23 protein-coding genes are annotated in these 23,237 nt (G+C 71.4%); 11 read left to right on the plus strand and 12 right to left on the minus strand.

All coding sequences use genetic code 11. The features are described 5' to 3' along the window. Window positions 1–2: 2 nt before the first annotated feature. Genes FHX74_RS02400 through FHX74_RS02430 form a run of 7 tightly spaced genes read right to left on the minus strand, consistent with a single transcriptional unit; the run spans window position 3 to window position 6,607 of the window. Window positions 3–1,490, minus strand: a complete 1,488-nt coding sequence (locus FHX74_RS02400; protein WP_182558467.1) for a complex I subunit 4 family protein — start codon at window positions 1,488–1,490, stop codon at window positions 3–5. 1 nt (window position 1,491) lies between these two features. Continuing rightward, a complete protein-coding gene (locus FHX74_RS02405; RefSeq protein WP_182558468.1) occupies window positions 1,492–3,384 on the minus strand; it encodes an NADH-quinone oxidoreductase subunit 5 family protein in 1,893 nt (630 codons plus the stop codon). After that, window positions 3,381–3,695: an NADH-quinone oxidoreductase subunit NuoK gene (gene nuoK / locus FHX74_RS02410; protein ID WP_182558469.1), complete on the minus strand. Its 315-nt coding sequence runs from the start codon at window positions 3,693–3,695 to the stop codon at window positions 3,381–3,383. The genes FHX74_RS02405 and nuoK overlap by 4 nt, the downstream gene beginning before the upstream one ends. Further along, window positions 3,692–4,261, minus strand: a complete 570-nt coding sequence (locus FHX74_RS02415) for an NADH-quinone oxidoreductase subunit J (protein ID WP_182558470.1) — start codon at window positions 4,259–4,261, stop codon at window positions 3,692–3,694. Before FHX74_RS02415 ends, nuoK begins: the two co-directional genes overlap by 4 nt. After that, entirely contained in the window at window positions 4,258–5,184 is a 927-nt protein-coding gene (locus FHX74_RS02420; protein WP_182558471.1) for an NADH-quinone oxidoreductase subunit H, read from the minus strand. The genes FHX74_RS02415 and FHX74_RS02420 overlap by 4 nt, the downstream gene beginning before the upstream one ends. After that, complete coding sequence (locus FHX74_RS02425; RefSeq protein WP_182558472.1) at window positions 5,181–6,272, minus strand: hypothetical protein; 1,092 nt, start codon at window positions 6,270–6,272, stop codon at window positions 5,181–5,183. The genes FHX74_RS02420 and FHX74_RS02425 overlap by 4 nt, the downstream gene beginning before the upstream one ends. Beyond that, window positions 6,263–6,607 (minus strand): NADH-quinone oxidoreductase subunit A, encoded by a 345-nt coding sequence (locus FHX74_RS02430; RefSeq protein WP_182558473.1) that lies wholly within the window; start codon window positions 6,605–6,607, stop codon window positions 6,263–6,265. Before FHX74_RS02430 ends, FHX74_RS02425 begins: the two co-directional genes overlap by 10 nt. 159 nt (window positions 6,608–6,766) lie before the next feature. Between FHX74_RS02430 and FHX74_RS02435 the strand changes: the two genes are divergently transcribed. From FHX74_RS02435 to FHX74_RS19975, 3 genes are all read left to right on the plus strand, one after another. Beyond that, entirely contained in the window at window positions 6,767–6,976 is a 210-nt protein-coding gene (locus tag FHX74_RS02435; protein ID WP_182558474.1) for a heavy-metal-associated domain-containing protein, read from the plus strand. An 11-nt stretch (window positions 6,977–6,987) separates the two neighbouring features. After that, window positions 6,988–9,327 (plus strand): heavy metal translocating P-type ATPase, encoded by a 2,340-nt coding sequence (locus tag FHX74_RS02440; RefSeq protein ID WP_328823632.1) that lies wholly within the window; start codon window positions 6,988–6,990, stop codon window positions 9,325–9,327. 65 nt (window positions 9,328–9,392) lie between these two features. Next, on the plus strand, window positions 9,393–9,719 hold the full coding sequence (locus FHX74_RS19975; protein WP_328823578.1) for a metal-sensitive transcriptional regulator: 327 nt from the start codon (window positions 9,393–9,395) through the stop codon (window positions 9,717–9,719). Between the two features lie 80 nt (window positions 9,720–9,799). On the opposite strand, the gene FHX74_RS20885 is transcribed toward FHX74_RS19975, so the two are convergent. Then, window positions 9,800–10,489 carry a DUF305 domain-containing protein gene (locus FHX74_RS20885; protein ID WP_220483385.1) on the minus strand — a complete coding sequence of 230 codons (690 nt, stop codon included), beginning with the start codon at window positions 10,487–10,489 and terminating at the stop codon, window positions 9,800–9,802. Between the two features lie 57 nt (window positions 10,490–10,546). Next, window positions 10,547–10,957, minus strand: a complete 411-nt coding sequence (locus tag FHX74_RS02455) for a hypothetical protein (RefSeq protein ID WP_182558476.1) — start codon at window positions 10,955–10,957, stop codon at window positions 10,547–10,549. 64 nt (window positions 10,958–11,021) lie between these two features. Between FHX74_RS02455 and FHX74_RS19985 the strand changes: the two genes are divergently transcribed. Genes FHX74_RS19985 through FHX74_RS02490 form a run of 7 tightly spaced genes read left to right on the plus strand, consistent with a single transcriptional unit; the run spans window position 11,022 to window position 20,671 of the window. Then, on the plus strand, window positions 11,022–11,297 hold the full coding sequence (locus FHX74_RS19985) for an arsenic resistance protein (RefSeq protein WP_456238295.1): 276 nt from the start codon (window positions 11,022–11,024) through the stop codon (window positions 11,295–11,297). Next, window positions 11,294–12,841, plus strand: a complete 1,548-nt coding sequence (locus FHX74_RS02465) for a 4Fe-4S dicluster domain-containing protein (protein WP_182558477.1) — start codon at window positions 11,294–11,296, stop codon at window positions 12,839–12,841. The genes FHX74_RS19985 and FHX74_RS02465 overlap by 4 nt, the downstream gene beginning before the upstream one ends. Before the next feature lie 49 nt (window positions 12,842–12,890). Then, on the plus strand, window positions 12,891–15,839 hold the full coding sequence (locus FHX74_RS02470) for a molybdopterin-dependent oxidoreductase (protein WP_182558478.1): 2,949 nt from the start codon (window positions 12,891–12,893) through the stop codon (window positions 15,837–15,839). Further along, a complete protein-coding gene (locus FHX74_RS02475) occupies window positions 15,836–16,864 on the plus strand; it encodes a molecular chaperone TorD family protein (protein WP_182558479.1) in 1,029 nt (342 codons plus the stop codon). The genes FHX74_RS02470 and FHX74_RS02475 overlap by 4 nt, the downstream gene beginning before the upstream one ends. Next, a complete protein-coding gene (locus tag FHX74_RS02480) occupies window positions 16,861–17,961 on the plus strand; it encodes an Mrp/NBP35 family ATP-binding protein (RefSeq protein ID WP_182558480.1) in 1,101 nt (366 codons plus the stop codon). The genes FHX74_RS02475 and FHX74_RS02480 overlap by 4 nt, the downstream gene beginning before the upstream one ends. Before the next feature lie 12 nt (window positions 17,962–17,973). Continuing rightward, a complete protein-coding gene (locus FHX74_RS20890; RefSeq protein WP_182558481.1) occupies window positions 17,974–19,242 on the plus strand; it encodes a molybdopterin molybdotransferase MoeA in 1,269 nt (422 codons plus the stop codon). 55 nt (window positions 19,243–19,297) lie between these two features. Continuing rightward, window positions 19,298–20,671, plus strand: coding sequence for a chloride channel protein (locus tag FHX74_RS02490; RefSeq protein WP_220483386.1), 1,374 nt, complete (start codon window positions 19,298–19,300; stop codon window positions 20,669–20,671). A gap of 10 nt (window positions 20,672–20,681) precedes the next feature. Here FHX74_RS02490 and FHX74_RS02495 read toward each other — a convergent pair whose 3' ends face one another. After that, window positions 20,682–20,912 (minus strand): hypothetical protein, encoded by a 231-nt coding sequence (locus FHX74_RS02495; RefSeq protein WP_182558482.1) that lies wholly within the window; start codon window positions 20,910–20,912, stop codon window positions 20,682–20,684. A gap of 113 nt (window positions 20,913–21,025) precedes the next feature. Here FHX74_RS02495 and FHX74_RS02500 point away from each other — a divergent pair, with 113 nt between their 5' ends. After that, complete coding sequence (locus FHX74_RS02500; protein ID WP_182558483.1) at window positions 21,026–21,964, plus strand: LysR family transcriptional regulator; 939 nt, start codon at window positions 21,026–21,028, stop codon at window positions 21,962–21,964. 3 nt (window positions 21,965–21,967) lie between these two features. Here the strand turns inward: FHX74_RS02500 and FHX74_RS02505 are convergent, their stop codons facing one another. Together FHX74_RS02505 and FHX74_RS02510 are read right to left on the minus strand one after the other, a co-directional pair. Next, window positions 21,968–22,603 (minus strand): uracil-DNA glycosylase, encoded by a 636-nt coding sequence (locus tag FHX74_RS02505; protein WP_182558484.1) that lies wholly within the window; start codon window positions 22,601–22,603, stop codon window positions 21,968–21,970. Then, on the minus strand, window positions 22,600–23,130 hold the full coding sequence (locus FHX74_RS02510; RefSeq protein ID WP_182558485.1) for a DUF421 domain-containing protein: 531 nt from the start codon (window positions 23,128–23,130) through the stop codon (window positions 22,600–22,602). Before FHX74_RS02510 ends, FHX74_RS02505 begins: the two co-directional genes overlap by 4 nt. Window positions 23,131–23,237 lie beyond the last annotated feature (107 nt).

Genomic DNA, 23,237 nt, shown 5'->3' on the forward strand with positions numbered 1-23,237 from the left:
ACTCAGCCGCCCAGCTGGCGGATCAGGGTCTGCGCGGCCGGCGTGATCACGGCGAGCAGCGGCCGGGGGACCAGCCCGATCGCCACCGCCGGCACCAGCAGCAGTCCGGCGGCCAGGACCTCGTGCGGACTCAGGTCGGCGAAGTCGACCGATGCGCCCCGCTGCGGACCGGTGAAGACGCGCTGGAGCGCCCGGAGGAACAATCCGGCGGTGATCAGGATGCCGAGCAACGCGACCGCGGTCACCGGGGCGAGTGCGATGCTCCCGGTGAAGATCTGGAATTCGGCCACGAAGCCGCTGAAGCCGGGCAGGCCGAGCGAGGCGAACGCGGCGAGCCCGAACATCGCGGTCAGCCGGGGTGCACTGCGGGCCAGGCCGCCGTAGTCGTCGAGGGCGTAGCTCTGCCGGCGCTCCCAGAAGGTGCCGGCGAGCAGGAACAGCGCGCCGGTGATCAGACCGTGGCTGACCATCTGGGTGACCGCTCCGGTGACCGCGATCTGCCGGGCCACTTCGTCGCTGCGTGCGGTCAGGCCGGCCACCCCGACCCCGAGGACGACGTAGCCCATGTGGTTCACCGAGGTGTAGGCGATCGTCCGCTTCAGATCGGTCTGAGCCAGCGCGACCAGCGCGCCGTAGAGCACCGACACCACGCCGACCACGATGATCACCCACGACCACTGTCGCCAGCTCTCGGGCAGCATCGGCATCGCGATCCGGACGAAGCCGTAGGTGCCCATCTTCAACAGCACGGCCGCCAGCACCAGCGACCCGACGGTGGGGGCGTCGGTGTGGGCCGGCGGCAGCCAGGTGTGGAACGGGACGGTCGGGGTCTTGACCGCCAACCCGATCAGCAGCAGGACGATCACCAGCGTGGCCGCGCCGGGCCGGCCGACCAGCGGCGGATGAGCGGCCAGGGCCACCATGTCGAAGGTGTGCGGATTCGACGCGACGAACAGCCCGATGAACGCGCCGAGCAGGGCCAACGAGCCCAGAAACGTGTACAGGAAGAACTTCAGAGCCGAACGGCGGTGGGTCGCGCCGTGGCCCCAACGCGCTATGACCAGATACATCGCCACGATCGACAGGTCGAAGAAGACGAAGAAGAGGATCAGGTCCTGGGCCGCGAACAGCCCGAAGCAGGTGCTCTGCAGGAACAGGTTGACCGCGGCGTACAGCCGGGGCCGGTCGTGCTGGGCGAACGCGTACGCCGCAGCCGCGACGAAGATCACCGCGGTCAGCCCGAGCAGCGGCAGGGACAGCCCGTCCACGCCGACGTGGTAGCTGACGCCCACGCTCGGGATCCAGCGCAGCTGCTCCTCGGCCCACAGTCCGGAGGAGCCGGGCCGGGCCGTGACCCAGAGGGTCACCACCAGGACGAACTCGGCCAGCGCCGTGACCACCCAGACCCAGCGGGCGACCAGGTCCGGCAGCCGAACCACGCATAGCAGCAGCCCGACAACCAGCGGCAGGAAGATGATCAAGGAGAGCATGTCAGCCGATCACGATCAGGAGCACGGCGACGACGATCACGACGGCCGCGCTCTGCAGGTAGTACTGATGGATCTGGCCGGTCTGCGGTCGGCGGGCCAGCCGGGCCAACCGGCGGACGGCGCGGCCAAGACCCTCGACCAGCCCGTCCAGGTCGGACCGGTCGAATCGGGCTGCCGCCCCGGCGAGCGCGACGGTGCGCCCGGCCGCGGTTTCGACGCCGGCGTCCAGCATCCGGTCGTCGAAGCGGGCCAGCAGGCCGGCCAGCCGGTCGACCGGCGCTACCAGCCCGGCCCGGGCCGCCCGCTCGAGTCCGAACCAGTCCAGCAGCAGCCGGGTCGGGCGGGTCGACCGGACGGGCCGGCGTTCGGCCACCGCGGTCCGACGCCAGGCGATCGCGGTCACCACCAGGGCCAGCCCCGCGGAGCCGATCAGCTCGACCACGCCCTCGGCCGGGTGCGGGCCGCCCACCGCGGCGGCCAGTGGGTCCGAGACGGCCGGCAGCGCCAGCACCCCGAGCGCCACCGCAGCCAGGGCGAGCAGGATCAACGGCGGCCACATCGCGGGCTCGATCCGGCGCGTCCCGGGTTCGAACTCGTCCCACCGGTCGGTCTCGGGTGAGCGACCCGACCAGATGATCTGCAGCACCCGGCCGGCGTAGGCCGCCGACAGCGCCGTGCCGAGTAGACCGAGCAAATAGAGCGGCCACCCGCCCTCGGATGAAATTCTGGATGAGGTTGTGGACAGGGCCACGGCCAGCACGCCCTCCTTGCCGGCCCACAGCGACAACGGGGCGATCCCGGCCAGACTGAGCAGACCGACCGTGGCCAGAGCGCCGAGCAGCGGCCACCGCCGGGCGACGCCCCGCAACGCGCTCAGGCGACGGGTGCCGAGCGCCGACAACCAGGCTCCGGCGGCCAGGAACAGCAGCGCCTTGGTGGCCGCGTGCGCCAACAACTGACCGACGCCGGCGCTCACCCCGCCCAGCCCGGCCGCCAGCACCACGAAGCCGAGCTGGGCCGAGGTGGAGGCAGCCAGCACCTGCTTCACATCGCGCTGGGCCAGCGCGACCAGGCCGAGCCCGACCGTGGTCAGCGCGCCGATCCAGGCCACCGTCGTCCCCACCACCGGCGTCCGTGCGAGCAGCTCGGGCACCCGGAGCAGCAGGTAGCCGCCCATCGCCACCATCGCCGCCGAGTGCAACAACGCGCTGACCGGACTCGGGCCCTCCATCGCCCGGGAGATCCAGAACGTGAACGGCAGTTGCGCGGCCTTGCCGATCGCCGCCGCCGCGATGCCCGCGGCCACCACGGTGCGCCACGGCTCGGCCACGTCGGACATGCGGGCCAGGTCGAGCGTCCCGCCGCCCGCCAGAGCCGCGCCGGCGGCCAGGTAGAGACCCAGGTCGGCGGTCCGGGTGGTGACAAAGGCGACCACGCCCCCGGTCACCGCGGCCGGCCGGCGCCAGTCGAAGCCGATCAGCGCGTACGAGGTCGCGCCCATCACCTCCCACCCGAGGATCAGCGTCGGCAGCGTGCGGGCGGCCACCGTGGTCAGCACAGCGGCCACAAACAGCAGCATCAGACCGCCGAACCGGGCCGGCGACTCGGTCACGTCGGCGCCGGCGAACACCAGCACCAGGACGGCGACCACCACCACCGCGACCCCGACCACCCCAGCCAGCGGATCCATCCCCAGCGCAAGATCGGCCTTGGCCAGGAACGGCGTCCGCACCGTCGACTGACCGACGGCGAACCCCGTGGTCAGCACCAGCGTCAGCGCCGCGACCGTCAGGGTGATCGTCACCGCGGCCCGGCGGGACCGGACCCCGGAGAGGGCCAGCACCGCCCCGGCCGCGGCGGGCAGTCCGGGGACCAGCCAGAGCAGGGCGTTCACCGGGCCGGGTCCTCGGCCAGATCGGTCAGCTGGTCCGTCATGTCCGAGCCGCGCGTGCGGTGCACGAGGACGGCGACTGCGAAGCCCATCGCCATCTCCAGCGTCATCACCGCCAGCACCACCAGCACCAGCACCTGCCCGCTGACGTCCGGAGCCAGGAACAGCCAGAGCGCGCCGGCGGCCAGCACCACAGCGTTGAGCATCAGCTCGAGGCCCATCATCACCATCACCACGACCTGCTGGGACAGCGCGCCGTAGAGCCCGACGCAGAACAGCGCGGCGGCGACGATCAGCACCAGGGGGAGGATCATCGGCCCACCCCGCCCGGTTGCGGATCGCTGGCCACGCGGCGGTCCAGGTCGTCGCCGAACCGGTCGTAGCGGGTCCGGTGCGAGGCCAGCACCACGCCGGCGACGATAGTGGCGAACATGACCGGACTGATCGTCATCATCACCAGCATCTTGTCGCCCATCAGCGCCTGACCGAGCTGCCGGGCCCGGGCCGGCGCCGCGTGGGGATGCTGCGGCCACGGAGCGAGCAGGATGCCGACCACCAGCAGGACGAACAGCCCGGCCGAGGCCACCAGCGCCGGTCTCTGGCCGTGCACCATGCTCATCGGTATCAGGGCCGGGTTCATCCCCATGAACATGATCATGAAGACCGCCATGATCGCCATCTCCATGATCATCATCAGGATGGTGATCACGCCGGGATAGGTCAGACCGAACAGCACCAGGGCCCCGCCGACGGCGACGAAGGAAATCGCGAGGGCGTAGGTAGCCCGGGCCATCGAGTCGATAACGAAGACCAGAGCGCCGCTGACCACCGCGACGAGCGCCAGCACGAGGAAGACGATGATGAAGACGACGACGTTCATGACCACCCCCCGACGGTGACCAGCAGCGAGACCACCAGCAGTTGCAGCAGTGCGGCCGGCAGCAGGATCAGCCAGCCGATCTCCATGAACCGGTCGGGCCGAAGCAGCACCAGCCGGTTGCGCAGCACGACCAAGGCGGCGACCAGCACCGCGGACTTGACCAGCAGCCAGCACCAGGACGGCAGCAGTGGTCCCGCGCCGCCGCCGAGGAACAGGGCGGCGGTGAACACCGACCCGGCGACCAGCAGCAGGTAGCGACCGGTGAGGGCCAGCCACCGGTCCGGCCCAGACAGTTCGCCGAGGACGCCGCCGGCCAGATCCGGGCCGGCCGCCGGGCCGAGCGAACCCCAGACCGAGAACCCGGCCACGCCGACCAGCAGCACGACGAAGGCCAGCGGCATCCAGACCACGTACGGCAGCCCGGCCTGGGCGGCGACGATGTCGGTGACCCGGAGGCTGTGGGCGGCCACCGCCGGCGCGGTCAGGGCGAACATCAGCGGGAGCTCGTACGCCAGCGCCGAGGCCAGGAAGCGGAACGCCCCGACCAGGGCGAAGGTGGCGTTGGCGCCCCAGCCGAGCAGCCAGACGAGAGCCCAGACGGCGACGTCGGCGGTGTTGAACCAGACGACGCCGACGGCGGAATCGAGCACCGGGGGCGGGCCGAGCGGCACCACGGCCAGCATCAGCAACGGCACCAGCACCAGCCCGGCGCCGGCGATCCGCCACAAGAGCAGGTCCGCACCGGGCGCTGAGCGACGCCGTTGGCGCAGCAGCCGGGCGGTTTCGGCCAGCGGCAGGGTCAGGCCGTGCCGCACCGACGGTCCGGCCAATACGCCGCCGAACGCCGCCGCGCAGAGACCGCCGACCCCAAGCACGACGACGGTCAGCACGACGCTCAGCACGGCCGAGGCTGCGTCGGTCATCCGGCGGCTCCGACCGGGTGGTCGACCGGGCTGCCCGCGGAGGTTTCCGCAGCGATGAAAGCCAGCCCGGCCAGGCTGGCCACGGTCAGGCGGACGTCGGCCAGTTCGGACCCGGTCAGTAGACCGGGCAGCAGTTCGGCCAGGGCGGGCAGATCCTGCACCGCCGGTCCAGGCGCAGTCCGGTCGTTCCCGGGATCGACCAACCGGAGCAGTCGGTCGTAGCAGTCGCCGCCCCACTCCACCGGGACGTCGACGGCGTCGACGGGTCCGACCCCGCGCAGAGCGCGTTTCAGCGGCCAGGACCGCGCGATCCGACGCCGGAGGTCGACCGGGTCCGGGCCAGAACCGGTCAGACCGAGCCGGTGGTCGCGGGCGGCCAGTACTCGGTCGGCCAGTGCGCCCGCACCGGTCAGCTGCAGCAGCCGAGCGGCCCAGTCCAGCCGGTAGGCGAACGGATCGTGGACCGGAATCCGCTGGGCGGCGGTGACCTCGACCGCGGCGACCACGTCGCCCTGCAGGGTCAGCAGCAGGCTCAGACCGGCCGGCCAGTCGGGCAGCGCCGGCCCGAGCGGCAGGTGCAGGACGTCCATCTCCAGTCCGTCGCGGTCGTCGGCGCCCGAGGCCAGCGCGATCCCTCCCGGCCCGCCCATGTCCATGTCGCCCATGTGGTCGCCCATGTCCATGTCGCCCATGTCGTGGTCGCCCATGTCGTGGCCGCCGTGCTGATCGGGCTCCGCCGACGGCAACGGGTCCTCGGCGCGGTTCCAGGCGAGGTAGTCGGCGGCCAGCTCGTCGAGCACTCCGGGGAGCTCGGGAACTGCTGAGAGCGTCCCCCGGACCCGCGGTCCCGGCATGGCCTGCCACACCCGGTCCAGCGCCGCGGCGAGGTCCCCGTGGGGCTCAGAGCCGCAGACCACCAGCAGATCCGCGTCCGCCGGAGAGGTGGCCAGCGGCCAGCCACGCACCCGGCAGGCGTGCTCCAGCCGCATCCGCAGCTCACCCGCGCCGGGCACCTCCACCGGCAGCACGTGCAGCCGGCCGAGCGCCAGCCGCCCGAGCAGCCGGTCGACCGTCGCGCTCAGGCCCATCGCAGGGCACCTTCGCGCCAGGCCCAGACCACGCCCACCAGCAGCACCCCGAGGAAGACGAACATCTCGGTGACCGCACCGATGCCCTCCATCGCCACCACCAGCGTCCAGGGGTACATGAACAGCATCTCGACGTCGAAGGCGAGGAAGAGCAGGGTGGCGACGTACCAGCGGGCGTGGTAGCGGGAGAGCGCGTGTTCGCTCGGCGCCAGCCCGGACAGGAACGGCAACGCGACCGCGGCCGGCTCGCGGTACAGGAGCCGGTGGCCGGCGTAGAGGACGGCGAGCCCCAGCGACCCGACGATCAGCAGAGCGAGCACCGGGAGAGCCTGCATGCGGTCCGCTCCTCTCCCGATCGACGCCATGGCCGCCAGCCCCATACCCCCCTGGGGTAAGCTGTGCGGTGTGGACCGGGAAGGGTTCCCGGACGCGCGAGGGTTACCTTACACATACCCCTGGGGGGTAAGTCGAGGGAAGTCTGAGAGGAGACCGTGATGACGACTGGTGAGTATCGGGTGACCGGGATGACCTGCGAACACTGCGAGATGTCGGTCCGCGAGGAGGTCGAGACCATCGGCGGGGTCGAACAGGTCGAGGTCGACGCCGGAACCGGTCGGCTGGTGGTGACCGCGGCTGGCGGGATCGACGACCGGGCCGTGCTGGCCGCGGTGGACGAGGCCGGCTATTCGGCGGTCAGGGTCTGATCGGGGTGGCGGTGTCGACGGCCCCGACCGATCGCGATCCGGGTAGCCCCGCGGGCTCGGACCTCGAGCTGCAGATCGCCGGGATGACGTGCGCCTCCTGCGCGATGCGGATCGAGAAGAAGCTGAACAAGCTGGAGGCGGTGAGCGCGACCGTCAACTACGCCACCGAGAAGGCGCGGGTCAGCGTCCCGGCCGGCTACGACCCCGCACTGCTGATCGCCGAGGTGACCAAAGCCGGCTACACCGCGACGCTGCCGCCCCCGCCCGCCCCGGAGATCCCGGCCGCCCAGGCCGACGGGTCCGCCGAGGGCGACGGGTCCGCGCGCGCCGGCGAGGACCCTGAGCTGAGGGGTCTGCGGCACCGGCTGACCGGTTCGATCGCGCTGTCGGTGCCGGTGATCCTGCTCGCCATGGTGCCGCCGCTCCAGTTCACCGACTGGCAGTGGGCCTCGCTCACGCTGGCCGCACCGGTGGTGGTCTGGGGCGCCTGGCCGTTCCACCGCGCCGCCTGGCTGAACGCCCGGCACCGGACCGCGACCATGGACACCCTGGTCTCGCTCGGCACCACGGCCGCCTTTCTGTGGTCGCTCTACGCGCTGTTCCTCGGCACCGCCGGTGCACCCGGGATGACCGACCACTTCAGCCTGCGGCCGGCCCACTCGGGCGCGTCCGACACGATCTACCTCGAGGTCGCCGCGGGAGTGACCACCTTCATCCTGGCCGGCCGGTTCTTCGAGAAGCGGGCCAAGCGGCGGGCCGGAGCGGCGCTCCGGTCGTTGCTCGAACTCGGCGCCAAGGACGTGACACTGCTCGCCGACGGGATCGAGACCCGAGTCGGCATCGCCGCACTCCGGGTCGGTTCGGAGTTCGTCGTGCGGCCGGGGGAGAAGATCGCCACCGACGGCGTCGTCATCGCCGGCACCTCGGCGGTCGATGTCTCGATGATGACCGGGGAGTCCGTGCCGGTCGAGGTCGGCATGGGCGACGCGGTCGCCGGCGCCACGGTGAACGCGGGCGGTCGGCTGGTGGTGCGGGCCACCCGGGTCGGCACCGACACCCAGCTCGCGCAGATGGCCACGCTGGTCGAAGAGGCGCAGACCGGCAAGGCCCCGGTCCAGCGGCTGGCCGACCGGGTGGCCGGGGTCTTCGTCCCGGTCGTGCTGGGGATCGCAGTGCTGACGCTGATCGGTTGGCTGGTCGCCGGCGCGACCGCAGTCGAGGCCTTCACCGCCGCGGTGGCCGTGCTGGTGATCGCGTGCCCGTGCGCGCTCGGGCTGGCCACGCCGACCGCGCTGCTGGTCGGCACCGGCCGGGGCGCGCAGCTGGGCGTGCTGATCAAGGGTCCGGAGGTGTTGGAGTCGACCCGCCGGGTCGACACCGTCGTCCTGGACAAGACCGGCACCGTCACCGTCGGCGCCATGAGCCTGGTCGACGTGCTGCCGGCGGCCGGCGAGGACGCCGCCGAGGTGCTCAGGCTGGCCGGAGCGCTCGAGCACGCCTCCGAACACCCGATCGGCCGGGCGGTGGCCGCCGCGGCCGCCGACCGGCTCGGCCCACTACCGGACGTGCAGGAGTTCGCGAACCTCGAGGGCCGCGGGGTCCGCGGTCGGGTGGAGGACCGGCTGGTCCTGGTCGGCCGTGGCTCGTTGGTCGGCGGCCCCGACGGTCCTGACGGAAGTGACGGACCTGAGAGCACCGACCGCACCGGTGCGGGGCTGGTTGCCGCCCGGACGGAGGCGGAGCGGGCCGGTCGGACAGTCGTCACGGTCGGCTGGAGCGGTGCGGTCCGCGGGCTGCTGGTGCTGGCCGACCGGGTGCGACCGACCAGCGCGGAGGCGGTGGCCGGACTGCGTCGGCTCGGGTTGACGCCGGTGATGCTGACCGGCGACAACGCGGTGGTGGCCCGCCGGATCGCCGACGAGGTCGGGATCGGTGAGGTCGTCGCCGAGGTGCTGCCGACCGACAAGGCTGCGGTGGTGGCGCGGCTGCAGGCCGAGGGTCGGGTGGTGGCGATGGTCGGTGACGGCGTCAACGACGCCCCCGCGCTCGCCCGGGCCGATCTCGGTCTGGCCATGGGCACCGGGACCGACGTGGCGATCGAGGCCTCAGACATCACCCTGGTGCGGGCCGACCTGCGGAGCGCCGTGGATGCGATCCGGCTGTCCCGGCGCACGCTCGGCACCATCAAGGTCAATCTGTTCTGGGCCTTCGCCTACAACGTCGCGGCGATCCCGGTCGCCGCCTTCGGGCTGCTCAACCCGATGCTCGCCGGTGCGGCGATGGCGTTGTCGAGCGTGTTCGTGGTCGGCAACAGCCTGCGGTTGCGTCGTTTCCGGGGGACGGATCGATGACGAGCGGCGATGATGGTGGTCCATCCCGTCGGCGCCCGACGGGCCCGGACCGAGGAGGCAGCCCGGTGACCGAACCGATCGGCGACGGCGGCGACCAGGTCGAGGTCGCCCATCACGGGTACATCAGCGACAAGCAGCAGTACCTCCGACGACTGCGCCGGATCGAGGGGCAGGCGCGCGGCCTCTCCCGGATGATCGAGGAGGAGAAGTACTGCATCGATATCCTGACCCAGGTCAGTGCGCTGACCCGGGCCCTGCAGGCGGTGGCGATGGGGTTGCTCGACGACCACCTGGAGCACTGCGTCATGGACGCGGCCCGCGTCGGCGGCGATGAGGCCGAGGCGAAGCTCAAGGAGGCGAGCGAGGCGATCGGCCGGCTGGTCCGCTCCTGACCGGCCGCTGAAGAACCGCCCCGGTCCACGACCCGTCGGGTCGTGGACCGAGGCGTTGCGTCGGTTCAGAGTTTCGGGGTTCAGAGTTTCGACAGCAGCCCCGTCATGGTGGTGATCTCTTCGTTCTGGGTCCGGACGATGCTGCGGGCCAGGGCGATCGCGTCCGGGTTCGACCCGTCGGCGATCTCGGTCTTCGCCATCACCACCGCCCCGCGGTGGTGGCCGATCATGCCCTGCAGGTACAGCTTCTGCGCGGTCGCGGTGGAAGCGGAGCGGAGCTCGGCCAGTTCGGCCGTGGTGAGCATCCCGTCGCTGCCGCCATGGTTCATCCCTCCCATGCTGCCGGCGGTCGGGGCGCCCCAGATCTTCAGCCAGCCGGTCATCGTGGTGATCTCCGGTGCCTGTTCGGCCTTGATCTGTTCGGCCAGCTTCTGCGCCCGCGGATCGAGCCCGGGCTTGGCCAGGAGCAGGTCGCTCATCTGCACCGCCTGCTGGTGGTGCGGGATCATCATCTGGGCGAACATGACGTCGGCCTCGTTCGCCGCCCGGGCACCGGCGCTCGGGCTCGCCGAGGGCATGCCGGACATCGAGGGCATGCCGGACATCGAGGGCATGCCGGACATCGAGGGCATGCCGGACATCGAGGGCATGCCGGAGGACGATCCGGTCGAGCCGCAACCGGCGGCGGCGGCAACCGCCAGGCCGAGGACGACCGCGGCCGCGGCCCGACGGCGGGGCATGCGGAACTGCTGGATGGTTCGGTAGAACACGGAAAACTCCTTGCTGGGTTCGGGTCGGTGCGGATTCGATCGGGCAGCGCGTGCCGATCAGGTCCGACAGACCCCGAACTCCAGCCGGGAGGGTGACCGGGCCCTCAGTCGGGGGAGCGGGCCGGTGCGACTCTGGCCCGGGCCGCGGATCCGGCGGCTCGCCAGCGCCCGGACCGATCCGAGCCGGTGTGCCGGCCGCAGCACGGTCAGCACCAGTAACAGCAGACAACCGGCCGCCAGCGCGCAGTCCATGGCCGGGGCGCTGGCTCGCGTGTCGACCTGGGTGCTCGGAACGGTGTGCTGGGTGTACTCGGTGTGCTGCCCGGACGAGGTGACGCTGAGGGCGCTCGGCGGTTCGGTCCGGCCGGCGTCTGGGCGGAGTTGGTGCATGGCCACCAGCGCGAGGGCCAGCGCCACGACCACACCGAGCAGGGTAAGGCGCAGCAATCGGAGCAACACGGTCCGCATCACACCCTCCCTCCGTGATTACCCCCCTAGGGTACCTTCTCGTTCGTCGATGGAGACGGATCGGGTGGACCACTACGATGCCTTCACCGCAGCCGGTAACACCTGCGAGCGGGCGATCGCCGCGGCCATCGGCACCTTCGGTGCCACCAGCGGCCAGGCACTGGCCGGGGTGGTCGGCCCGCTGATCGAAGTGCCGGTACTGCTGGGGGCGGTCCACCTCGCGCTCCGAGCAGGCCGGACATTTCCGGGCCGACGGCCCGGACTGCGCACCTTACAAAGAAATTTTGTGACCCCGCCTGTAGAGCGCCGCGGACTGTTCCTCCTAGCCTGCGGTGCATGACCACCGAGGCGCTCGACCACGACACGGGTACCGCGCCGCAGCGCTGGGTGAAGGTGCTCGACCAGACCCGGTGTATCGGCTGCCACGCCTGCAGCACCGCCTGCAAGAGCGAGAACGAGGTGCCCCTCGGGGTCAACCGCACCTACGTCAAGTCGGTCGACGTCGGGGTCTTCCCGCAGGTACGTCGGGCTTTCCAGGTGACCCGGTGCAACCAGTGCACCGACGCGCCGTGCGTGAACGCCTGCCCGACCCAGGCTATGTACAAGCGCGACGACGGCATCGTCGACTTTGACAAGTCGATCTGCATCGGCTGCAAGGCCTGTATGGCGGCCTGCCCCTACGACGCGATCTTCATCAATCCCGAGGATCACTCGGCCGAGAAGTGCAACTTCTGCGCGCATCGGCTCGATGTCGGGCTCGAGCCGGCCTGCGTCAGCGTCTGCCCGACCGAGGCGATCCTGGTCGGTGACCTGAACGACCCCACCTCGAAGGTCGCCCAGTTGGTCCAGCGCAAGGCGGCGGTGGTCCGGCGACCGGAGAAGGAGACCGGCCCCGGCGTCTTCTACCTCGGCGCACACCAGGCCACCCTCGACCCGCTGGCGGCCCGCCGCCCGGACGGTGGGCTCTACGCCTGGGCCACCCAAGGGCCCGCCGACCCGCAGCTGGTCCCGGCCGGTCATCCCGGCCACAACACCTCTTCCGCCGCGGCGTTGGTCTCCTACGACGTCCCGCACCGGGCGCCATGGGGGTGGCGGGTCAGCCTCTACACCTGGACCAAGAGCCTGTCCGCCGGGATGTTCGTCGTGGCGCTGGCGCTGGCGTTCGTCGGTCTGCTCGGCTGGTCCGACCCGGTGGTCGAGTGGGTGGCACCGCTCGGTGCGATCTTCTTCCTCGGGGTCACCGGCGTGCTGCTGATCTGGGACCTCAAGCACCCGTTCCGGTTCTGGATGATCTTCACCAAGCACCACTGGCGGAGCTGGCTGGTTCGCGGCTCGTTCGTGATCGGCGGCTACGGCGGAGTGGCTGTGCTCTACCTGGCCGCGACCTTCTTCGGCCTGCGTCCTGCGGTGCTGGTCACCGGCGCGGTCGGGATCGTGCTCGGTCTGGGCACCGCCTGCTACACCGCGTTCCTGTTCGCCCAGGCCAAGGCCCGCGACCTCTGGCAGAGCCCGCTGCTGCCGCCGCACCTGGCCGTCCAGGCGGTACTGGCCGGATCGGCCGGGCTGCTGCCCTTCACCGCGGGCCTGTCCGGGGCCGCCGGCACCGACGTGGTGGCAGTGGTGCTCGCCGTGTCCGCCGCCGTCCACCTGCTGATGGTGGCCGGTGAGACCACGCTGCCGCACGTCACCGCACACGCCCACCTGGCCACCCACACCATGACCCGGGGCCGCTACGCCCGGTTCTTCTGGGTCGGTGTGGTCGGGGTGGCGATCGGCCTGGCCGCACCCTGGATCGGGGTGTTCGCCGTGCCGTTCGCGCTGATCGGCCTGCTGGCCCACGAACACGCCTATGTCCAGGCCGGCCAGTCGGTACCGCTGGCATGACCGTCAGCCGCCCCGGTGTTTGCATCGCCTACGGATTCGAGGAGCATCGATGACCGCGCACGATGATCGTGGTGCCGCTGATGATCTTGGCGCCAGGGCCCGACGGGTTTCAGCCGCCCGCCGGGCCACCGAGGCCCGGGGCGAGACCTTCTACCCGGGCCCGAGCCGGATCCACCTGGCTGCCTTCCCGCCGAAGGAGCGTTGGGACGACTGGGTCGAACTCGACTCCCGGTCCTGGCCGAAGCGCGTCGAGCACCGGTACATGCTGGTGCCCACCACCTGCTTCAACTGCGAGTCAGCCTGCGGTCTGCTTGCCTACGTCGACAAGGACGACCTGCACGTCCGCAAGTTCGAGGGCAACCCGGAGCACCCGGGCTCGCGAGGGCGGAACTGCGCCAAGGGGCCGGCCACCATCAACCAGGTCACCGATCCCGACCGGATCCTGTACCCGCTGAAGCGGGTCGGGGCTCGCGGTGAGGGCAAGTGGCAGCGGGTCAGCTGGGACGAGGCGCTGGACGCGCTCGGCGATCGGTTGCGCACGGCGATCACCGAGCAACGGCAGAACGAGATCATGGTCCACCTCGGTCGTCCGGGCGAGGACGGTTACACGGAGCGGGTGCTGGCCAGCTGGGGCGTCGATGGCCACAACAGCCACACGAACGTCTGCTCCAGCGGCGGCCGGACCGGATACCAGTTCTGGATGGGGATCGACCGGCCCAGCCCTGACCACGCCAACGCGAAGGTGATCTACCTGATCAGCTCGCACCTGGAGACCGGGCACTACTTCAACCCGCACGCCCAGCGGATCACCGAGGCCCGTGCAAACGGGGCCAAGGTGATCGTGCTCGACACCCGACTGTCCAACACCGCCACCCAGGCCGACTACTGGCTGTCACCACAGCCGGGCAGCGAGGCGGCGATCAACCTGGCCATCGCCCGTCACCTGATCACCACCGGCCGCTACGACCGCGAGTTCGTCCGCCGCTGGTTTAACTGGGTCGAGTACCTCGAGCACTGCTGCCCCGACCTGCCGGTGACCTTCGAATCGTTCGAGGCCCAACTCGTCCGGCTCTACGACGAGTTCACCTTCGACTACGCCGCGTCCGAGTCAGGGATCGACGCCGCGACCCTGGCCGAGGTGGCCGAGGTGGTAGCCGGAGCCGGGCACCGCTTCACGTCGCACAGCTGGCGTTCAGCCGCCGCGGCCAACCTCGGTGGCTGGCAGGTTTCTCGGACCCTGTTCTTCCTGCAGGCGTTGCTCGGGGCGGTCGCCACCGAGGGCGGCTTGTTCCCCAACGCCTACAACAAGTTCGTCCCGAAGCCGATCCACACCCCGCCACATCCCGGCGTCTGGCAGGACCTGACCTGGCCGCTGGAGTACCCGCTGGCCCAAAACGAGCTCAGCTTCCTGTTGCCGCACCTGATCAAGGACGGCCGCGGCACCCTCGACACCTACTTCACCCGGGTCTACAACCCGGTCTGGACCAACCCGGACGGGCTCAGCTGGATGGAGGTGCTGACCGACGAGAAGCAGGTCGGCTGCTTCGTCGCGCTCACCCCGACCTGGAACGAATCGGCCTACCTGGCCGACTGGGTGCTGCCGATGGGACATGCCTCAGAACGTCACGACACCCACTCCTACGAGCAGTACGACGGCCAGTGGCTGGGCTTCCGGCAGCCGGTCCTCCGGGCAGCCCGGGAACGACTCGGCGAGACGATCACCGACAGCCGGGAGATCAACCCGGGTGAGGTGTGGGAGGAGAACGAGTTCTGGATCGAGCTGTCCTGGCGGATCGACCCGGACGGCAGCCTGGGCATCCGGCAGTACCACGAGTCCAAGGCCGAGCCCGGGACCAAGCTCAGCGTCGACGAGTACTACGGGTGGATGTTCGAGAACTCGGTCCCGGGGCTGCCCGAGCGGGCCGCGGCCGAGGGGCTGACCCCGCTGCAGTTCATGCGCCGGTACGGCGCCTTCGAGATCGCCAGGGGAATCGGCGCGGTCCACGAGCAGCCGGTGCCGATCGACGAGCTCAGAGACCTCAACATCACCGACCACGGCCGGGTCTACACCGCCACCGACAAGCCGGCCAGCCCGAACATCGTCCCGCTCGGCGCCCCGGATCCCGACGCCCAAGGGCGACGCGCGGTGGGCGTCCGGGTGGAGGGAGAGATCCTCCGCGGCTTCCCGACCCCGAGCGGTCTACTCGAGTTCTGGTCTTCGACGCTGGCCGACTGGGGCTGGCCCGAGCATGCCTTGCCGGGATACATCAAGAGTCACGTACACCCCGAGGCCATGGACGCCGACCAGATGGTGCTGCTGTCCACGTTCCGGCTGCCGACCCAGATCCACACCCGATCGGCGAACTCGAAATGGCTCGACGAGCTGGCCCACACCAACCCGGTCTGGGTGAACCCCGTGGATGCCCGCCGACTCGGAGTCGCCCGGACCGGCGATCTCCTGCGGGTGGAGACGACGATCGGGTACTTCGTGGCCAAGGCCTGGATCACCGAGGGGATCCGACCCGGGGTGGTGGCCTGCAGCCACCACATGGGCCGGTGGAAGACCGCCGCCCAGGACGGTGCGGTCGGGGCGATGATGGCCACGGTCGACCTGGTCCACGACGGGTCGGAGTGGTCGATGCACAAGACCGCCTCGGTCGCGCCGCACCCCAGCAGCGACCCCGACACCCAGCGGATCTGGTGGAGCGACACCGGGGTGCACCAGAACCTGACCTTCGGCGTCCACCCGGACCCGATCTCGGGCATGCACTGCTGGCACCAGGCCGTCCGGGTCACGCCGGCCCGGCCCGACGACCGGGCCGGTGACATCAGCGTCGACACCGCGAAGTCGCGCGAGGTCTACCTGGAGTGGCTGGCCAAGACCCGGGCGGCGGCCCTGGTCTCCCCGGACGGGAAGCGCCGGCCCGACTGGCTGATGCGTCCGCTCAAGCCCACCCCGGAGGCGCGGCTGATCCCGGCCGCGCCGGGCCCGTCGTGAGCGCACACCTGGCCGACCCCGAGGTGTCCGAGCGAACCGAGAAGACGGACCGGATCGAGTTGATCCGGGCGCTGGGAGCGATCGCGCTGACCCCACCGCCGTCGTCGGACCGTCTGTGCGAGGCCGTCGGGCTGGCGTCGATCGCCCCCGCCGATCACACCGAGGCATTCGTCCTGCTGCTCCCGCCGCACGCGGCCATCTACCTCGGACCCGACGGCCAGCTGGGCGGCGAGGGACTGGACCGGGTCGAGGGCTTCTGGCGGGCCCTCGGGCTGCGACCCCCCGCCGACGCCGATCACCTCGGCGTCCTGCTGATGGCCTACGCCGACCTGCTCGAGCAGACGGCTCCGTTCGCCGAGCGTGTCGATGCGTCCGCCGAGCTCTCCAACGGACTCAGGATGGCACCCACCGAAGCGCGGACCGATCCTGCGGCCCGGGCTGCGGCCACCGTGTTCCACGAGCATCTATGGCCGTTCGCCCCCGGCTATCTGGTCGCGTTGTCCCGGCTCGGTCTACCCGAGGTCAGCGCCTGGGCCGACCTCGTTCTGGCGCTGCTCAGGGACGAACGTCACCGGCACCCGGCGCCACCGAGCCTGCCGCTGGCACTGCGCGAGGCGCCCGGACCGATCGAGGTGGGGATCGGCTTCGACGACCTGCTCGACGCCGTGGTCACCCCGGTCCGGATCGGGATGGTGCTGACCCAGCGCGACCTGGCCGCCGGCGCCGCCGAGGTCGGTCTGGGCTACCGCCGGGGCGAGCGGCGCTATGCCCTCAAGGCGATGGTCGAGCAGGACAAGCCGGCCACCCTGTCCTGGCTCGCTCGGCTCGCCCATCGCGCGGCTGGACGCGATATGGCGCACACAGGTGCGGCCGGAGGTGACGAGACCGAGCGCTGGTGGACCCGACGAGCCACCCACTCCGCCGACGTGCTGGACACCCTGGCCGCCCAGGCGGAAACGTCTCGAGAGCCGTCCGAGCACCGTCTCGCACCGCACGACCCCGCACCGCACGACGCAGCCCGATGAGCCGCGCCGAGTTGGACGATCGCGTCCGGTCAGCGATCGAGGCGGTGGTCGAGCCGGAACTCGGCCGGAGCCTGGCTGATCTCGGCCTGGTCAGGGAGGTCCGGACCGGCCCGCTCGGAGGGGTCCGGGTCGAGGTGGCCCTGACCAGCCGCGGCTACCCGATGGCCGCGGAGTTGCGGACTGCGGTCACCGCCGCCGCCGAGTCGGTGACCGGGGTCCGGAAGGTGAGTCTGGACTTCACCGTGCTCAGTGAGGCTGAACGCGAGCGCGTGGCCGGCAGCGTTCGGTCGGTGCCCGAGGGGGTCAGCCCGGCCCGAGCCGTCTACGCCGTGGCCAGCGGCAAGGGTGGCGTCGGCAAGTCCAGCGTGGCAGCGAACCTCGCGGTGGCCTGGGCCACCGAGGGCAAGCGGGTCGGCCTCATCGACGCCGACGTCTGGGGCTACTCGGTGCCGCAGCTGTTCGGGATCCACCGCGCCCCGACCGCGATGAACCAGCGCATGCTCCCGGTGCCGGCCCACGGGGTCGGGCTGATGTCGCTCGGGTTCTTCGTGGCCGAGAACGAGCCGGTGGTCTGGCGGGGTCCGATGTTGCACAAGGCGCTCAGCCAGTTCGTCACCGACGTCGCCTGGGACGACCTCGACGTGCTGGTTCTCGATCTGCCACCGGGCACTGGCGACGTCACCCTGTCGGTGCTCGAGCTGCTCCCGGACGCCGCTCTGCTCGCCGTCACGACCCCGCAGCCGGCCGCCCGGTCGGTGGCCAGCCGCGTCGGCGCGATGGCCCGGAGCGTGTCGATGCCGGTGGCGGGTGTGATCGAGAACATGACCGAGCTGGTGTGCGCGGACTGCTCGGCGCGGACACCGGTGTTCGGCAGCGGCGGCGGTACCCAGCTGGCCGCGGAGCTCGGTTGTCCACTGGTCGGGCAGATCCCCCTCGATATCCAGCTCCGCGAGGCCGGCGACGCCGGCGTGCCCGTCGTCCTGTCCCACCCGGACAGCCCGTCGGCCCGTGCGCTGCGGCAGACGGCGGCCGCGGTCCGCCCGGTCCGGCGCAGCCTGCTCGGCCGCTCGCTGTCGCTCACCCCCGTGACCCGATAGGCGGGCCGCACGGTGGCGGATCACAGCTGGTCGGCGGCCCGGCAGGTGGCCGCGACAGCCTGCCGCGCGCTCGAGCCGGTCGCGGTACCGGTGCGGGAGGCGCTGGGGTGTGTGCTGGCCGGGGACGTACGCGCTCAGGTTGGGCTGCCAGTCGCCCCGACGGCCGCCATGGACGGCTATGCGGTGCGCGGGACTGGACCGTGGCGACGGATCGGCGCGCTCCTCGCGGGTGAGGAGTGGAGCGGCGTACTCAGGACGGGTGAGGCGGTCGAGATCGCCACCGGTGCGCCGGTCCCAGCCGGCGCTACCGCGGTGCTGAGGTACGAGGATGCCGAGGCCGGTTGCCTGGCCGGCTCGTTCCCGGGGGTGTCTCCGACCTCGATGCCGGTCTCGCTTCCCGCCTTGTCACCGATGCCGTCCGCGGATGACAGGGCGGTCCTGGTCGGTTCCCGCACTGCAGATCTGCCTCACGGGCGACACATCAGAGCAGCCGGCAACGAACTGGCGGCCGGCCAGCTGCTCGCCTCCGCCGGAGAGCGGGTCACCGCGCTGACGGTGGGCCTGCTCGCCGCGGCCGGGCTCGACCGGGTCGGGGTCCGACCGGTTCCGCGCGTCGCCGTGCTGGTGACCGGGGACGAGCTGGTCGACGAGGGTCTTCCCACGGCGAGTCGACCACGCGACGCCCTCGGGCCCGCGTTGCCCGGTCTGCTCGCCGGCCTCGGGGCGGACGCGGCGCACCCGACCCGGGTGGGCGACACCGTCGAAGAGCTAACCCGCGCGCTCCGGCTCGCGCTCGACGTCCGCGAGCCGACAGCCCAGGTCGACCTGGTCCTGGTCACCGGCGCGTCCTCGCTCGGTCCGGCTGATCACCTGCACAAGGCCCTGGCCGACCTGGGTGCCGAGCTGTTGGTCGATGGCGTCGCCTGCCGGCCCGGGCATCCGCAACTGCTGGCCCGGTTGCCGGGCGGCACCCCGGTCTGTGGCCTCCCCGGGCACCCGTTCGCGGCGGTGGCCGCGGTGATGACCCTGGTGGCGCCGATCCTCGCGGTCCTCGACGGTCGCCGCCCGGACCCGGTCACCCGGTGCCGTTGGGATGGGCCACGGCGCGAACACGACGTCATGCTGGTGCCGGTCCGGTTGATCGGTGGCACACCGCAACCGGTTGGCCCGTCACACTCGGCGTCGCTGGTCGCGGTGGCGGCGGCGACTCACCTGCTCGTCGTCCCGCCCGGCTCGGACGACCCGCAGATGCTCCGCCTGCCCACCGGTCTGGTGCACTGAGCCCGGCCGCCGGAAACTGATCTGTCGGAACGCTTCGGTCGGAAAGGAGCCCGCAGTGGGCACCGCACGTCAACGCCAGCCCGCGCCGTTGATCAAGCGTCGGCTGCCCTCGGGCGTTGGCGCGATGATGCAACCGAACGCCACCGGAGACGGCCAGGCCCGGCTGACGGCGAAGTTCTGGTTGATGGTCGCCTTGACCGGCGTGGTGACCGGCCTCTTCGGCGATCTGATGATGTGGATCCTGTTCGGCGTTCAACACCTGGCCTTCGGGGTCGAGGGCACCGGCGGTGGCTTCGAGGCAGCGGTGGAGCGGGCCTCGGCCTGGCACCGGGCGATCCCGCTGCTGATCGCCGGGGTGTTCGGCGGCGTGGCCTGGTACCTGCTGCGCCGGTTCACCCCGGGGAAGAAGTCCGAGGTCGACGATGTGCTGTGGACCGGTCAGGGGCGGTTGTCGTTCCGACGCAGCCTGGGCACCTCTGTCATCTCGGAGATCGTGATCGGGCTCGGCGCCTCACTGGGACGGGAGTCGGCGCCGAAGCTGATGGGGGCGGTCGGTGGCAGCCTGCTGGCCGAGTGGAGCCGGCTGAGCGGGGCGCAACGCCGGCTGCTGGTGGCCTGCGGTGGGGGAGCCGGTCTGGCCTGCGTCTATAACGTCCCGCTGGGTGGGGCGCTGTTCACGGCCGAGGTGCTGCTCGGGGCGGTCAACCTGCCGGTGATCCTGCCGGCTCTGGCCTGCTCCGGGATCGCCACCCTGACCGCGTGGCTCTATCTCCCGTCGCACGCGACGTATGCCGACATCCCGAGCTACCCCTTCGCCTTCCGGCTGTTGGTGTGGTCGGCTCCCGCCGGGGTGGTGATCGGCGTCCTGGCCGCCGGCTACGTCCGGTTGATCGGCTGGATCTCCCACCACCGGATCACCGGCTGGAAGTCGATCTTCGCGCCCCTGGTCGCGTTCGGTCTGACGGCCGGGCTGGCGGTCTGGTTCCCGCAGCTCTATGGCAATGGCAAGGGGATGGCCCACGACGCGTTCGTCGGGGTCGGGGGTCTCGGTCTGCTGGTGGCGTTGAGCGTGCTGAAGCCGCTGGTCACCGTGCTGTGCCTGGGCAGCGGTGCCTCCGGCGGCCTGTTCACCCCGGTCCTGAGCACCGGAGCGGTCCTGGGTGCCGCGCTCGGGCTGCTGTTCGACCGGCTGTGGCCGGGCAGCCCGGTCGGTGCCTACGCGATGATCGGTGCCGCGGCCATGATCGGCGCCGGCATGCAGGCGCCACTGGCCGCGCTGGCTCTGGTGCTCGAACTCACCCACGACGGCTTCTCGCTGATGGTGCCGATGGTGATTGCGACCGTGATCGCGACCGCGATCACCCGCTGGATCGACGGATACTCGATCTACTCGGCCCGGCTCAGCGCCCCGGCCGATGTCACGGTCTGAGACAGCAATCTCAGCTGACGACCTGCCAGGCGGGCAGGCCGCGCAGGGTCAGTTCGCGCACCAGGGCCTCGACCTGACGGTCGTCGGCGCCACAGACCAGGATCGGGCGTTCGAGCAGTGAGGCGTCCTCGGGCAGCTCGGTCCGGGCTCCCCACTGGGTGATCTCCAGGGTGTGGGCGTCGAGGCAGAGCGCACCCTCGGCCTGCAAGCGGCCCGCGCTCGCCGCGTCGACGATGACCATCTCTGCTCCCTTCTCTGCGTCGGTTCGACGATGCCCTTCGACGCGAGCGACCGGTAGCGGCCCGGCGGATGTGGGGTTACAACAGCCTGCTGTGGCTTCGCTAGGCTGTCCGCGTGGAACTGAGCACCCGGATGCCTGATCTGACCGGGCTGGAGACCTTCTTGGCCGTCGCACGTCTCGGCAGCATCAATGCCGCCGCGCACGAGCTGGGGATCAGCCAGCAGGCGACCTCGGCCCGAATGGCCGCGCTGGAGGCCCAGACCGGCGTGCAAATGCTGGTCCGGACCGCTCGTGGTTCGCAACTGACCCCGGCCGGGGTCGTCACCGCAGAGTGGGCCACCCGTGTCATCTCGGCCGCGGTGCACCTGGACCGGGGTCTGGCCACCCTTCGACAGGACCGGCAGACGCGGCTGCGGCTGGCGGCCAGCCTGACCGTGGCCGAGCTCCTGCTGCCCGGCTGGTTGGTCTCGCTCGATGCCGCCCGCCGCGCCCAGGGTCGCTCCCATGTCGAAGTGATGCTGACCGCGGCCAACAGCGAGACCGTGATCGCCACCGTCCGGTCCGGCGAGGCCGATCTGGGCTTCGTGGAGAGCCCGCGGGTGCCGCGCGACATCCGCAGCACGGTCGTCGCCCACGACCGGCTGGTCCTGGTGGCCCGGCCCGACGACCGGCTCGCGCGGCGGAGCCGACCGGTCACGGCGGACGAGCTGGCGCGGACGCCGTTGGTCAGCCGGGAGACCGGCTCCGGCACCAGGGAGGCACTGGTCGCGGCACTCCGCAGCGTGCTCGGCGCGGACACCGCCGAACCTCCGGTGATCTTGTCGTTGTCCACGACCTCGGCGGTACGGTCGGCGGTCCTGGCCGGCGCCGGCCCGGCCGCGCTGAGCGAACTGGCGGTCAACGACGACGTCCACACCGGCCGGCTCGCCCGGATCGATGTCGACGGGCTCGACCTGCGCCGCGCACTCCGAGCGGTCTGGCTCGGCCCGGCCAAGCCGCCGGCTGGGGCCGGGCGCGACCTGGTCGCCCACATCCAGTCCGGTCGACGGTGAGGATCAGGGGCGGACGATCCGCGCAGCCAGGGCGAAGGCCTGCTCCGTCCGGACCGCTGCCTCGTCCCGCCGGTGGGGGTTGGCCGGCGACGGGTGTGGCACCTGCAACGTGACCGGAAGCTCACCCCTACCGGTCGAGGCCTCCCACCCGTCAGCCAGGGTCAGGAACCGCATCCACCCGTCGAGCGCTGTCTTTCCGACGGTGATCACCAGCTCGAGCTCCGGTAACAGCGCGACCACTTCGCCGAGGGCGGGGCGGGCTCTCTCGAGATCGTCCGTCGTCGGTCTGCGTCGTCGACCATCGAGGTCGGCGATCGGCCAGGGAACGACGTTCCAGCGCAGATAGTCCTTCCGCCGCAGCGCAGTGCTCCGACGGAGCTCGCGCAATCGTCGACCGCTCGGATCCTGGTTGTCCTCGGACGCTATGGCCCGCGCGCCGGCGCGGATGGTCGCCGGGCCGGGCGACTCGAGCAGCACCAGGATCCGGGCCGCGATCCCGGCGCCGTCGGGATCGAACCACGGCACGGTCCGCGGCGCAGCATTCGGGGGACTGCGCCAGTCTGCCGCGAGACGGTTGAGCGGAGCGACGGGTGGGGTCCAGATCCGGCCGAGCTTGTCCGCGCGCAGCTCCGGATTCACCGCGAGCCGCCGATTCCGGCCTCTCGCAGACCGGCTCGGGTCGGTTCGCCCAGCTGCTGTCCGGCGCGGATGGCGGTCAGACTGCCGTCGCTCTCGTAGAGCACGACGGCGAGTGAAGCGAGCTCGTCGGTTCCGCCACGGCGCAGCAGGGCGAGCAGATCGTTCCGGGTCAGCCCGGCCCGGGCCAGCGCGGCCGCCTGGACTTGGCCATCCCGGACCACGGCCATCGGCCGGCGGTCGATCAGCCGGCCCAGCAGCCCGTGGCGGCGCAGCACCGAGATGAGCCGGTGCGCCACCAGCAGCGTGACCAGGGCCACCGCACCGGTGACGAACGAGGTGTCCGACGACGTCGAGGTACGGCCAATGATCGCCCCCACCGCCACCGCCACCGCGAAGTCGAAGATGCCGAGCTCGGCCAGCGTCCGGCGTTCCGCCAGCCGCAGCCCGACCACGGCGACCACCAGTAGCAGCAGCGCCTTCGCCGCCGTCCAGCCGAGATCCTGGTATTGACCGATCAGGTGCTCCATCCGCCGATCATGGCCCGCGCCGGCTCCGAAACACCCACAACTCTGGGTTGTAGCTGCACAGCGGTCGCCGGGATACTGGCGCCGCCCCGGACACGGCAGGGTTGGTG

Source organism: Microlunatus kandeliicorticis (assembly GCF_014137855.1).
Classification (GTDB): domain Bacteria; phylum Actinomycetota; class Actinomycetes; order Propionibacteriales; family Propionibacteriaceae; genus Microlunatus; species Microlunatus kandeliicorticis.

What these genes read in the sequence shown, in the direction of transcription:
- FHX74_RS02400 (WP_182558467.1), bottom strand. Translation starts at nt 1,490, where the DNA reads ATGCTCTCCTTGATCATCTTCCTGCCGCTGGTTGTCGGGCTGCTGCTA.
- nuoK (WP_182558469.1), bottom strand. Translation starts at nt 3,695, where the DNA reads ATGATCCTCCCCCTGGTGCTGATCGTCGCCGCCGCGCTGTTCTGCGTC.
- FHX74_RS02415 (WP_182558470.1), bottom strand. Translation starts at nt 4,261, where the DNA reads ATGAACGTCGTCGTCTTCATCATCGTCTTCCTCGTGCTGGCGCTCGTC.
- FHX74_RS02420 (WP_182558471.1), bottom strand. Translation starts at nt 5,184, where the DNA reads ATGACCGACGCAGCCTCGGCCGTGCTGAGCGTCGTGCTGACCGTCGTC.
- FHX74_RS02425 (WP_182558472.1), bottom strand. Translation starts at nt 6,272, where the DNA reads ATGGGCCTGAGCGCGACGGTCGACCGGCTGCTCGGGCGGCTGGCGCTC.
- FHX74_RS02430 (WP_182558473.1), bottom strand. Translation starts at nt 6,607, where the DNA reads ATGCAGGCTCTCCCGGTGCTCGCTCTGCTGATCGTCGGGTCGCTGGGG.
- FHX74_RS02435 (WP_182558474.1), top strand. Translation starts at nt 6,767, where the DNA reads ATGACGACTGGTGAGTATCGGGTGACCGGGATGACCTGCGAACACTGC.
- FHX74_RS02455 (WP_182558476.1), bottom strand. Translation starts at nt 10,957, where the DNA reads ATGCGGACCGTGTTGCTCCGATTGCTGCGCCTTACCCTGCTCGGTGTG.
- FHX74_RS02465 (WP_182558477.1), top strand. Translation starts at nt 11,294, where the DNA reads ATGACCACCGAGGCGCTCGACCACGACACGGGTACCGCGCCGCAGCGC.
- FHX74_RS02470 (WP_182558478.1), top strand. Translation starts at nt 12,891, where the DNA reads ATGACCGCGCACGATGATCGTGGTGCCGCTGATGATCTTGGCGCCAGG.
- FHX74_RS02480 (WP_182558480.1), top strand. Translation starts at nt 16,861, where the DNA reads ATGAGCCGCGCCGAGTTGGACGATCGCGTCCGGTCAGCGATCGAGGCG.
- FHX74_RS02495 (WP_182558482.1), bottom strand. Translation starts at nt 20,912, where the DNA reads ATGGTCATCGTCGACGCGGCGAGCGCGGGCCGCTTGCAGGCCGAGGGT.
- FHX74_RS02510 (WP_182558485.1), bottom strand. Translation starts at nt 23,130, where the DNA reads ATGGAGCACCTGATCGGTCAATACCAGGATCTCGGCTGGACGGCGGCG.